This is a genomic window from Bradyrhizobium sp. NP1 (genome assembly GCF_030378205.1).
GTDB lineage: Bacteria > Pseudomonadota > Alphaproteobacteria > Rhizobiales > Xanthobacteraceae > Bradyrhizobium.
Genome location: NZ_CP127385.1, coordinates 5,560,752 through 5,572,882 on the forward strand (window position 1 = coordinate 5,560,752; position 12,131 = coordinate 5,572,882).

Below are 12,131 nucleotides of genomic sequence, written 5' to 3' on the forward strand. Positions count from 1 at the left end.
GCTATTTCGCGACAAAGCCCGCTTCCGTCATCAGCTGCTTGTTGAGCGCGTCATCCTCCTCGAGGAACTGCACCATGTCCTTGCCGGTGAGGAAGATCGGCTTCAGCGCCTGCTTCTCCATATAGTCCTTGTATTCCGGCGTCTGCGTCACCTTCTGGAACAGATCGACGTAGAAGGCCTGCTGTTCCGGCGTCACCTTGCCGGGCAGGAACATCGCGCGCAGCATCAGATACTGCACGTCGAGCCCCTCTTCCCGACAGGTCGGGATGTCGTGCCAGGACTGTGCCTCCGTTACCTTGGCGGTGTAGGCGATCCGCTCCTTGTCGAACACGCAGAGCGGCCGCACCTGGCCCGCACGCCAGACCTCGAGATTTTCGGACGGGTTGTTGACGTTGGATTCGATGTGGCCGCCGACCAGCTGGGTCGCGGCCTCCCCGCCGGACTTGTAGGGCAGATAAGAGAATTTCGCGCCGGTCTTCTGCTCGACGAACACGGTCAGCACATGGTCTTCGCGCTTGGAGCCGGTGCCGCCCATCTTGAAGGGGCTGCTCGCGGCCTTGGCGGCGGCGATGAAATCCTTCACCGTCTTTGCCCCTGTCGTGTTGTCCCACAGCACGAACTGGTCGAGCGCGATCACCGACACCGGCGTCAGCTCGCGCCAGTTGAACGGGATCTTGGCCGACAGCGGCAGCATGTAGATCAGCGAATAGGCGATCAGCACCTTGTTGGCGTCGCCGTCGCTGGACTTCATGTACATCAGCGCTTCCGCACCCGACGCGCCGCCCTTCAGCGACACCACCATCGGCTGCTTCATCAGATTGTTCTTCTGGATCGCGGCCTGCATCATGCGCGCCATCTGGTCGGAGGCGCCGCCGGCGCCGGCCGCGACCACGATCTCGACCGGCTTGGTCGGTTCCCAGCCGGCGAAGGCGGGCGCTGCAACGAGCATCGCCGCGGCTGCGGCCGTGGCTGTCATCAAGTTCCGCACGCGTTTCTTCCCTGTGAGTTTTTTCCGAGCGCTGCCCATCTCGCGGATGGCCCCGCCGCGCATTCTGCTGGCTCTGGTATACCAATGCAAGCGGGGCGCCGCACGCCGGCCTATGACTTTCGCATAAGCTCGCGCGGCTGCTTATTTGCCCTTCCAGTTGGGCGTGCGCTTGTTGAGGAAGGCGTCCATGCCCTCGCGGAAATCCTCGCTCATATAGGCCTTGAGGATCAGGTCCTCGCCCTCATCGCGCGACAGCGTGCGGCGGATGCGGCGCACCGCCTCCTTCGTCACCTCGAGCGTGATCGGGGCGTGGGAGGCAACGAGCTTCGCCGTCTCCTCGGCACGGCGCTGCAGCGTCGCGACGTCGGGAACCACCTCGTTCAGAAGCCCGAGCGCCAGCGCCTCCGGCGCCTCGACGAGGCGCGCCTTGAAGATCAGGTCCTTGGTCCGTGCCGGGCCGATCAAGGCGACGAGCCGCGAGATGTTGGACATCGACAGGCAGTTGCCGAGCGTGCGCGCGATCGGAAAGCCGATCCGGGTCGATTCGGTGCCGATGCGGATATCGCAGCACGCTGCGATCCCGGCGCCCCCGCCGGTGCAGGCGCCCGCGATCGCGGCGATGATCGGCACCCGGCACTGCTCCAGCGTGCCGAGCACGCGGTCGATCCGCGCCTCGTAGTCGAGCGCGTCCTGCGCGGTCTTGAAGGCGCGGAACTGCGAGATGTCGGTGCCGGAGGCGAACGCCTTGTCGCCGGCGCCGGTCATGATGATGGCCTTGATCGAATGGTCGGCGTTGGCGCGCTCGCAGATCGAGGCCATCTGCTCGTACATCGCGAAGGTCAGCGCATTGCGCGCCTGCGGCCGGTTGAAGGTGATGCGGGCGATGCCGTCCTCGACGGAATAGAGCAGGTCTTCGGTTGATGTGGCCGGGGCGTTCATCTTGTCTTTCCTTGCAGTGACGAAGCGACTTCAGGCGACGGCGGCTTTCGGCGCCATCGCGCCGTCGCGCTTCTTCAGCACGTCCATCGCCGCGTTCACGCCGCCGGCGCGATGCGGCACCTTGGCGAGGTCGAAGCCCATCTCGACGCCGGCGAGCGTGCCCATCAGCATCAGATCGTTGAAATGGCCGAGATGGCCGATCCGGAACATCTTGCCCTTGACCTTGTTCAGCCCGGTTCCGAGCGACATGTCGAAGCTTTCCAGCACGACTTTGCGGAACTGGTCGGCGTCATGGCCTTCGGGCATCACGACGCCGGTGAGCGCCGGCGAATGCGCGCCCTGCTCCTGGCACTGCGTCTCCAGGCCCCAGGCCTTCAGCGCGGCGCGGGTCGCCGCGCTGTGGCGCTTGTGGCGGGCGAACACGTTCTCGAGCCCCTCCTCCTCGAGCATCTTCACGGCTTCCTTCAGCCCCATCAAAAGATTGGTCGCGGGCGTATAGGGCCAGGTGCCGGCCTTGTTGATGGCGATGACCTCGTGCCAGTCCCAGTAGGAGCGCATCGCGGGATTGGCCTTGGCGACCGCAAGCGCCTTTTCCGAGATCGCGTTGAAGCCGAGCCCCGGCGGCAGCATCAGCCCCTTCTGCGAGCCCGCCACCGAGACGTCAATGCCCCAGGCGTCGTGCTCATATTCCAGCGAGCCGAGGCCCGAAATCGTGTCGACCATCAACAGCGCCGGATGCTTGACGTTGTCGAGGATCTTGCGCACTTCCTGCGGATAGGTGACGCAGCCGGTCGAGGTTTCGTTGTGCACGATCATGACCGCCTTGATCTTGTGCGCCTTGTCGGCGGAGAGCCGCGCCTCGACCTGCTCGAGGTCGGCGCCGTGGCGCCAGTCGCCGGGAATGAAGTCGACGTCGAGCTTGAACTTTTCGGCGATGCCGCGCCACAGCACGGCGAACTGGCCGGTCTCGCACATCAGCACCTTGTCGCCGGGCTGCAGCGTGTTGACGATGGCGGCCTCCCACGCGCCGGTGCCGGACGAGGGATAGATGATGACAGGCTGTTTGGTGCGGTACACGCGCTGGATCGCCGCCATGACCTCAAAGCCGAGCACGGCGAACTCGGGACCGCGATGGTCCATGGTCGGCATGTCCATGGCGCGCAGCACCCGGTCCGGCACGTTGGTCGGTCCGGGAATCTGCAGGAAGTGCCTTCCAGTGTGCACGGTCATGGGCGTCCTTCCGGTCCTGGCCTGATGCGTTGCGAGCCGCTCGAATAGCACCATTCGGCGGACTTGTCCCCCGCCGTCAAGACACAAGAATGGAGGTTTTGCCAACGCGCATGACCGTCATCGTGCCGCGACCGTGTTTGCGGCCGAAAGTGCCGCCTCGCCTTCCTCGAAGGGTTGTTCGGGGCGCATCAGGAACGCCGAAAATCCGCCGAGCAGAAGCAGCCCCATCGACATCAGGAACGGCAGGTACCAGTTGCCCGTCGCGTCGATGACGAAACCCGCGACGAGCGGCGAGACGATCGCAGCGAGTGCCGAGCCGCTGTTCATGATGCCGGAAGCGGTGCCGGAATATTTCGGCGCGATATCCATCGGCACCGACCAGATCGGGCCGATGACGAGCTCGGCGAAGAAGAACCCGGCCGACAGGCACAGCGCCACCACCGTGATGTCGTGGATGAACAGGATCGGGAAAAGCGAGGCCAGCGCGCCTGCAAATCCGGTCACAATGACGCTCAGCCGCGCAAAGCGGATGTTGCCGGTCCGCTTGAAGATGCGGTCGGAGAGAATGCCGCCGAGACTGTCGCCGACGACGCCCGCGAAAAACACGCCCGAGGCGAACAGCGCCGAACTCTTGATGTCGAGATTGTAACTGTTCTTGAAGAACAGCGGCAGCCAGTTGAGATAGAGCCACAGCGACCAGCCGTAGCAGAAATAGGTCAGCGTCACCGGCCACATCCGCCGCAACAGCGGAGACCAGGGCACTTGCGGCCGCGGCCCGGTCGGACGCGGCGGCAGCGTCGCAAGCTCGGCTTCCGTGATCGAGGCATGGTCCTTGGGCTCGTTCCGGAAGTACCAGGCCCACACGACGCCCCATACAAGGCTGACCAGTCCCAGCACGACGAAGGATCCGCGCCAGGTCAGCCATGCCATCAGAGCTGCGATCAGCGGCGGCGTCATGGCGTTGCCGAGGCGAGCGAAGGCGTGGGTCAGCCCTTGTGCAAAGCCGCGCCGGTCCGCTGGCGTCCAGTACTGCATCGCGCGCGTGGCGGTGGGAAAGGTCGCGCCCTCGCCGAAGCCGAGCGCCACACGCGCGATGAACAGGCTGACGATGCCGTTGACGAAGCCGGTCATGATCGTCGCGGCCGCCCAGATCATGCCGCACCAGAACAGCGTCTTGCGCGGCCCGAAACGGTCGCCGACCCAGCCGCCAATGATCTGGAACAACAGATAGGGATAGGCGAAGGCGGAAAACACCAGGCCGAGCTGCGTATGGGTGAGGCCGAGCTCCTTCTGGATTTCGCTCGCCGCCGTGCCGATGTTCACCCGGTCGACATAGGTGATGAAATACATCACGCACAGCATCGCCAGCACGACATGTGTAGCCTTGAATCGAAACCTCAAGCTCGGCCTCCCGGAGTTTTTGAAGTTGCAGCGCCGCGCGCCCGCGACGCTGTGCTGGCCTGCGGCCGCGATTTGCTAGCTGACGATCTTGAGATGCGAAGCCGCGTTGTCCTGCGTGCGCTCTTCCAAAAGCTTCATCGCAGCCGCGACGCCGCCCGCGCGGTGCGGAATGCCGGCGACCGACAGGCCCATCTCGACACCGGTCAGCGCACCGAGCAGGGTCAGCTCGTTGCATTCACCGAGATGCCCGATGCGGAACACCTTGCCTGCGACCTTCGACAGGCCGGACCCGAGCGACATGTTGTAGTTGTCGAGCACGACTTTGCGGAACTGATCCGCGTCATGGCCCGGCGGCATCAGCACGGCGGTGAGAACCGGCGAAAAGTCCTTCGGCTCCTGGCAAAGCACTTCGAGGCCCCAATGCGTGACGGCAGCCCGGGTCGCCGCGGCAAGCCGCCGATGACGGGCGAATACGTTGGCAAGCCCCTCCTCCAGGAGCATCGCGATCGCCTCGCGCAGGCCGTAAAGCAGGTTGGTCGCCGGCGTATAGGGGAAGAAGCCGTTCACGTTGGGCTTGAGCATCTCCTCCCAATCCCAATAGGAACGCGGCATCTTGTTGGTCTTCGCGGCATCGCGCGCCTTTTGCGAGATCGCGTTGAAGCCGAGGCCCGGCGGCAGCATGAAACCCTTTTGCGAGCAGCTGACGCTGACGTCGACTTTCCACTCGTCGTGCCGGTAGTCGACCGACCCGAGCGAGGAAATCGTATCGACCATCAGAAGCGCGGGATGGCCGAGGCGATCCATGGCGGCGCGGATCTCGCTGATCCGGCTGGTCGCACCGGTCGAGGTTTCGTTGTGGACGACCATCACCGCCTTGATCGCGTGTGCCTTGTCCTCCGCGAGCTTCGCTTCGACCGCAGCCGGATCGGCGCCGCGGCGCCAGTCGCCGGGAAGAAAATCGACCTCGATGCCCCAGCGCGCGGCCATGTTGCGCCACAGGGTGGCGAAGTGGCCGGTCTCCACCATCAGCACCCTGTCGCCCGGCGAGAGCGTGTTGACGATCGCGGCTTCCCAGGCGCCCGTCCCGGACGACGGGAAGATCATGACCGGCCCCTGGGTCTGGAAAATCTTCTGGCAGCCCGCCAGCACCGCGCGCCCAAGCTCGCCGAAGTCAGGGCTGCGGTGGTCGATGACAGGCATATCCATGGCGCGGAGAACGCGGTCGGGGACCGGGCTCGGCCCCGGAATCTGCAGAAAATGGCGTCCTTGGCCCATGGTAACCTCCGAACGGTCGGCGCTGTGGATCAGTTGACGGACATTTTGCATTCATTTTAAAGCTTGGCAATCCTCTATTTTGAATTCACAATGGAACATCGACCACCAGGGTTCCCCTTACTATTGTTGCCTTCATGAAATCGACGATTCCCGAACAAGGCACGCCGATCGGCAAGCTGACTGACGCGGGCGCCGAGCGCGGCGAGGCTTCGCTCCATGGCGAGATCCTCTCCCGGCTGCGCGACCACGTGGTCGAAGGCAACATTCCGGACGGGGCGCGCATCCCCGAGCGGCAGCTCTGCGAAATGTTCGGGATTTCCCGCACGCCCTTGCGGGAGGCGCTCAAGGTGCTCGCCGCCGAGGGCCTGATCGAGCTGCTGCCCAATCGCGGCGCGCGGGTCCGTCAGCTCTCCCCGCGCGATCTCGAGGAACTGTTCGATGTGATGGCGGGGCTCGAAAGCCTTGCCGGACGGCTCGCCTGCGAAGCCATCACCGATGAGGAAATCGCCGAGATCGAGCGCCAGCACTACGAGATGTACGGCTATTACCTGCACCGCGACATGCACAATTATTTCCTGGCCAACCAGCGCATCCATGAGCGGATCGTGGCAGCCTCGCGCAACGAGGCGCTGCGCGCGGCCTATGCCAACTTCGCAGGGCGGATCCGCCGCGTACGCTATTCGGCCAATTTCGCCCGCAAGCGGCAGCGCTGGGCCGAGGCGATGCGCGAGCACGAGGCGATCCTGGACGCACTGCGCCGCCGCGCGGGAAGCGAGCTTGCCGACATCCTGTTCCAGCACCTGCGCAACAAGCGCGCCGCCGCGGTGGAGCATCTGGCCGAGGTGCGGGGTGGCGCAGCCCCGGCTGCGGCCGCCGAAGGCTAGCCCCCGGCAAATTTGCATTCACAATGCGCGCCCTTGGAAAGTAGATTGCATATCGTTTGCCGCGGGGTATCAAGGCCCCCTGCCCGATCACGTCTGGACCACCGATGAAGAATGCATCAACGCTCGAGCGCCGCTTGCGATCGAACATCACGGGTGAGGTGCTGTTCGACGCCTTCAGCCGCGGCCGCTACGCGACCGATGCCTCGTTCTACCAGATCATGCCGGCAGGCGTGGTGGTTCCCCGCACCATGGACGAGGCGCTGCAGACGCTTGCAATCGCGCGCGACGAGCACCGGATCGTCACCCCGCGCGGCGGCGGCACCTCGCAATGCGGCCAGACCATCAATGACGGCATTGTCGTCGACTTCTCGAAACACCTGAACCGGCTGCTGTCGCTCGATGTCGAGAACCGGACTTGCGTGGTCGAGCCCGGCGTCGTGCTCGACGACCTCAACCGGCAGCTGAGGAAGCACGGCCTGTGGTTCCCGGTCGACGTCTCCACCGCCTCGCGCGCCACCATCGGCGGCATGGCCGGCAACAATTCCTGCGGCGGCCGCTCCTTGCGCTACGGCACGATGCGCGACAACACGATCTCGATGCAGGCGGCGCTGGCGGACGGCACGCTGCTCCGCTTCGGCGAGGTCCCGCGCGATCTCGCCGGCGTCGCGGCGCCGGAGAACGGACGGGCGCTGTTCCGTGACATGCTCGATCTCGGCGAGCGCGAGGCGGCCGAGATCGTCGAAAAGTTTCCCAAGGTGCAGCGCCGGGTCGGCGGCTACAACCTCGATGCGCTCACGCCCCGCAACACGCCGAACAACATGGCGCATCTTCTGGTCGGCTCGGAGGGCACGCTCGCCTTCACCACGCAGGTCGAGCTGAAACTATGGCCGATCATCCGCAACCGGGTGCTCGGCGTGTGCCATTTCGGCAGCTTCTACGAGGCGATGGATGCGACCCAGCATCTGGTGAAGCTGAAGCCGATCGCGGTCGAGCTGGTCGACCGCACCATGATCGCGCTCGGCCGCGACATCGCGATGTTCCAGCCGACCATCGCGGCTGCCGTCCGCGGCGATCCCGATGCGCTCCTGCTGGTGGAATTCGCAGAAGAAGACCAGGCCGAGAATCTTGGCCGCCTGAAGCAGCTCGCCGAGCTGATGAGCGATCTCGGCTTCTCCTGGAACAATCCGCCGCGCAAATGGGGCGGCGTGGTCGAGATCACGGACGCGCCCCTGCAGGCGGCGATTGCGGACTTCCGCGCCGCCGGCCTCAACGTGATGATGTCGATGAAGGACGATGGCAAGCCGGTCTCCTTCGTCGAGGACTGCGCGGTGCCGCTGCCGCACCTTGCCGACTACACCGAGCGGCTGAACGCGATCTTCGCCAGGCACGGCACCCGCGGCACCATGTATGCGCACGCCTCCGAAGGCTGCCTGCATGTGCGCCCGGTGCTGAACCTGAAGCTGGAGAAAGACGTCAAGGCGATGCGCGCCATCGCCGAAGAGGTGTTCGCGATGGTGCGCGACTACAAGGGCTCGCATTCCGGCGAGCATGGCGACGGCCTCGTGCGCTCGGAATTCCACGAGCCGATGTTCGGCAGCCGCATCATCGCCGATTTCCGCGAGGTGAAACATCACTTCGATCCGGACAATACGCTGAACCCCGGCAAGATCGTCGATCCGCCCAAGATGGACGACCGCGCGCTGTTCCGCTACGCGCCCACCTATCGCGTTGGCGAACTCAAGACCGTGCTCGACTGGTCGGCCTATCCGGGCGCCGGCGGCGGCTTCCAGGGCGCGGTCGAGATGTGCAACAACAACGGCACCTGCCGCAAGCTCGAGGGCGGCGTGATGTGCCCGTCTTTCCGCGCCACCCGCGACGAGAAGGACGTCACACGCGGCCGGGCCAACACGCTGCGGCTGGCGATCTCCGGCCAGCTCGGGCCCGACGCGCTCACCTCGGACGCGACGATGGAGACGCTGAAGCTCTGCGTGTCCTGCAAGGCCTGCCGGCACGAATGTCCCGTCGGCGTCGACATGGCCAAAATGAAGATCGAGGTGCTGGCGGCGCGCGCCGCAAGCCATGGGCTCTCCTTGAGAGATCGCCTGGTCGGCTATTTGCCGCGCTATGCGGATTTGGCCGCGCGCTTCGCCTTCATTGCCAATCTGCGCAACAACAGCCCCGTGCTCCGCCGCCTGTTCGAGCGCTTCGCCGGCATCAGCGCCAAGCGCGCGCTGCCCGCGTTCCGGCGCGACACCTTCCGCACCCGGGCCGACGTCTTCGGCAAGCCCGACGGCCGCGAGGTCGTGCTGTTCGCCGACACCTTCAATCGCATCTATGAGCGTGAAAACCTCGATGCGGCGCTGCGCGTGCTGGTCGAGGGCGGCTATCGCGTGCACATGCCGAAACCGGTCGATGGCGGACCGCGCCCACTCTGCTGCGGACGCACCTTCTTCTCGGCGGGGCTGGTCGACGAGGCGCGCGCCGAGCTCGACCGGCTGGTTGGAACTTACGCGCCCTTTGCCGCGCGCGGCGTGCCGATCGTTGGCCTTGAGCCGAGCTGCCTCTTGACGCTGCGCGACGAACTCTTGTCGCTGCGATCGGACAACACCGCGAAGACGATCAGCGCGCATGCGCTCACCTTCGAGGAATTCCTGGTGCGCGAGGCGGAGGCCGGACGGTTGAAGCTGCCGCTCGGAGCGCTCAAGGCGAAGGCGCTGGTTCACGGCCATTGCCACCAGAAGTCCTTCGGCGCGTTCAAGCCGGTCGAAAAGGCGCTGCGGCTGGTGCCGGAGCTTGCAGTCGAGACCATCGAATCGAGCTGCTGCGGCATGGCGGGCGCCTTCGGCTATGGCGCCGACACCTTTGAGGCCTCGATCGAGATGGCCGAACTCTCCCTGCTCCCTGCGGTGCGCCGTGCCGACGGCGAAACGCTTGTGGTCGCCGACGGCACCTCCTGCCGGCACCAGATCAAGGACGGCGCGGCGCGTGAGGCGCTCCACGTCGCGCGCGTGCTGGCGATGAGCCTCGACCGCGCAAAATCCACATCCTCTCCCCTTGCAAAGGAAACCATCCATGGCTGAACTCACCCTCGACGCCGCCCGCAAGATCCTCGATGCCGCGCTTGCGAAGAGCGCCGACAAGAAGCTGAAGCCGCTTTGCGTCGTCGTTCTCGATGCGCGCGGCTGCGTGAAAGCTGCCGCGGCGCAGGACGGCACCAGCCTGATGCGGTTCGACATCGCCAACGGCAAGGCCTATGGCGCGCTCGCCATGGGCATGGGCTCCCGCGCCCTGTTCCAGCGCGCGCAGGAGCAGGCCTATTTCGTGAGCGCCGCAAACGAGCTCGCCCAGGGTCGCCTGGTGCCGGTACCCGGCGGCGTGCTGATCATGGACGGCACGACGCTGTTGGGCGCGGTCGGCATCTCCGGCGACACCTCCGACAATGACGAGGCCTGCGCGATCGCCGGCATCGAGGCCGCCGGCCTGAAGGCCAACCCGGGATAGGGGCGGCGCGAGGGTCCGCCCGCGCGCCACCCATCATTGGCGAAACGCAGCCGAGTTGTGCTAGCATCCGCGCGAGGCGCAAGCGTCCGCGCGCCCAACGACACGATCTTGAGAATTCTCGATCCGGTCTCGAGGGGTTCTCGCCATGCTCAAGGTTGCAGAAGGCCATCTTCAAGAGCTGAACCCGGCGGAGCTGGGTGCGATCGCCCACCTCTATCGCGGCGAGATCTATCGCAGCACGATCTGGCGCACCCGCCTCGACAACACGACCAACTGGTCGATCGTGACCATGGGCATCGCGCTGTCCTCGACGTTCTCCTCGCCGGAGGCGTCGGCGTTGCCGCTCATCCTGATCGGCATGCTGCTTGCGGTCTTTCTCGGACTCGAGGCGCGCCGCTACCGCTACTTCAACGTCTGGCGGGCGCGGGCGCGCTTCATGGAAACGCATTTCTACGCGCAGATGCTGAATGGCCAGCGGGACGACGATACCGGCTGGCGAACGATTCTCGCGGACGACTACCTGCATCCGCGGCACCATATCAGCTTCGTTCGCGCCGCCGGACGCCGTGTCCGGCGCACCTATATCTGGGTCATCGCGATTCAAACGACCGCCTATTTCGGCAAGCTTGCGATCCATCCGCATGTCGCAAACCATTTTGGCGAATACGTCGAGCGCGCCGCGATCGGACCGATTCCTGGTTGGGTCGTGCTGGCTTGCGGCCTCCTCTACAATCTCTGCTGGATCGCCCTTGCGATCGGCACCTATTGGGCCGATCGGCGTGCACACGTCCATCGGACGGGTGCAAGCGCGATGGGCTGATCGTCAGCCGGCGGTGCGTGGCGCAGACATTCGAGGTTGCGGAATGATCGAAAGCATCAGCGCCGTGACGCTCGCCACCCACGACATGCAGCGCGCGGTGCGCTTTTACGTCTCGCTCGGGTTCGAGATGCTGCACGGCGGCGAACGCTCCTCCTTCACCAGCTTTCGCGCAGGTCCCGGCTATCTCAACCTGATCGCGCAAGGCGACGACAAGCGCTGGTCGTGGTGGGGGCGTACCATCTTCTACGTCAGCGATGTCGATGCGCTCTACCAGACGGCGCTCAAGGCCGGGCACAAGCCCTCGACCGTGCCGCGCGACGCAGAATGGGGCGAGCGCTACTTTCATTTGACCGATCCCGATGGCCACGAGCTCAGTTTTGCACGGCCGTTGCAGTGAAACTGATTTGCCCGACAGGCAAATCAGCTACGGTTTGCCGGCTTCTCGTGGCTCGCGAGTGGCTGAACGCGCGAAAACCGCCTGCGCGTAAAAGTCAGATTCTTCCGCAGATTCAACGTGATTTGGGTCGTCCAGTCCTCTCGCCAAAAATATTCCGCTTGTTGCGTCGGGCAAATCAGTGGCTTCAATCGGCGCGTTCCGCACCCACCAGAGGGGCGCTTCGCGATCGTCACGAAACGTTGGGCGCGGGATGCGATGGACGCTTTGGCATCAACTGACGAGTGATGCTGACGCGTACGGCGAAGTCGTGTGGTCCTGGCGCCGCGACGCTGGCGCTAAGTTGGTGGATGATGATCTGCCGACGACGGTGGCAAGAAAGCCCGCTCACCGGGGAGAGCACGAAGGAACCCGTTCAAACCATTCGCGCGGGGAAAGCCGGCGTTGATCTGGCTGAACCTGTGGTGACTAACTCGTATGCTTTTCTCACTTCGCATACGAGGCTGCGGGTGCAGTCGGCACCCGGCTTTCCCTGCGCCCTCTCGCTTCCGAGGGACATGATTTTCGCAAGACCCGGGCAAGAAACGCGCCGCGGGAATGCAGAGGCGTGCCTCACGACGTCATTGCGAGCCAACGGGTCGCGCGAATGCGCCCCCCCCATGACAAGCTCCGCGAAGCAATCCAGAAAGCAACGCTCGC

At 65.0% G+C, this 12,131-nt stretch carries 10 protein-coding genes; 5 read left to right on the forward strand and 5 right to left on the reverse strand.

Going from position 1 to position 12,131, the window contains the following annotated elements:
- Position 1: 1 nt before the first annotated feature.
- The 5 genes from QOU61_RS26970 to QOU61_RS26990 all read right to left on the reverse strand — a co-directional run bounded on the left by QOU61_RS26970 (position 2) and on the right by QOU61_RS26990 (position 5,833).
- Positions 2 to 976 (reverse strand): Bug family tripartite tricarboxylate transporter substrate binding protein, encoded by a 975-nt coding sequence (locus QOU61_RS26970; protein WP_289654252.1) that lies wholly within the window; start codon positions 974 to 976, stop codon positions 2 to 4.
- A gap of 153 nt (positions 977 to 1,129) precedes the next feature.
- Positions 1,130 to 1,927, reverse strand: coding sequence for an enoyl-CoA hydratase/isomerase family protein (locus QOU61_RS26975; protein WP_289654253.1), 798 nt, complete (start codon positions 1,925 to 1,927; stop codon positions 1,130 to 1,132).
- Positions 1,928 to 1,957: 30 nt separating this feature from the next.
- Entirely contained in the window at positions 1,958 to 3,157 is a 1,200-nt protein-coding gene (locus QOU61_RS26980) for a pyridoxal-phosphate-dependent aminotransferase family protein (RefSeq protein WP_289654254.1), read from the reverse strand.
- 117 nt (positions 3,158 to 3,274) lie between these two features.
- Positions 3,275 to 4,558 carry an MFS transporter gene (locus tag QOU61_RS26985; RefSeq protein WP_289654255.1) on the reverse strand — a complete coding sequence of 428 codons (1,284 nt, stop codon included), beginning with the start codon at positions 4,556 to 4,558 and terminating at the stop codon, positions 3,275 to 3,277.
- Between the two features lie 75 nt (positions 4,559 to 4,633).
- Positions 4,634 to 5,833 (reverse strand): pyridoxal-phosphate-dependent aminotransferase family protein, encoded by a 1,200-nt coding sequence (locus QOU61_RS26990; RefSeq protein ID WP_289654256.1) that lies wholly within the window; start codon positions 5,831 to 5,833, stop codon positions 4,634 to 4,636.
- Between the two features lie 134 nt (positions 5,834 to 5,967).
- Here QOU61_RS26990 and QOU61_RS26995 point away from each other — a divergent pair, with 134 nt between their 5' ends.
- The 5 genes from QOU61_RS26995 to QOU61_RS27015 all read left to right on the forward strand — a co-directional run bounded on the left by QOU61_RS26995 (position 5,968) and on the right by QOU61_RS27015 (position 11,435).
- Complete coding sequence (locus QOU61_RS26995) at positions 5,968 to 6,717, forward strand: GntR family transcriptional regulator (protein WP_289654257.1); 750 nt, start codon at positions 5,968 to 5,970, stop codon at positions 6,715 to 6,717.
- A gap of 104 nt (positions 6,718 to 6,821) precedes the next feature.
- Complete coding sequence (locus QOU61_RS27000; protein ID WP_289654258.1) at positions 6,822 to 9,797, forward strand: FAD-binding and (Fe-S)-binding domain-containing protein; 2,976 nt, start codon at positions 6,822 to 6,824, stop codon at positions 9,795 to 9,797.
- Positions 9,790 to 10,218, forward strand: coding sequence for a GlcG/HbpS family heme-binding protein (locus QOU61_RS27005; RefSeq protein WP_289654259.1), 429 nt, complete (start codon positions 9,790 to 9,792; stop codon positions 10,216 to 10,218). Before QOU61_RS27000 ends, QOU61_RS27005 begins: the two co-directional genes overlap by 8 nt.
- Positions 10,219 to 10,363: 145 nt before the next feature.
- Complete coding sequence (locus QOU61_RS27010; RefSeq protein WP_289654260.1) at positions 10,364 to 11,038, forward strand: DUF2270 domain-containing protein; 675 nt, start codon at positions 10,364 to 10,366, stop codon at positions 11,036 to 11,038.
- A 43-nt stretch (positions 11,039 to 11,081) separates the two neighbouring features.
- A complete protein-coding gene (locus QOU61_RS27015) occupies positions 11,082 to 11,435 on the forward strand; it encodes a VOC family protein (protein ID WP_289654261.1) in 354 nt (117 codons plus the stop codon).
- Positions 11,436 to 12,131: the final 696 nt, after the last annotated feature.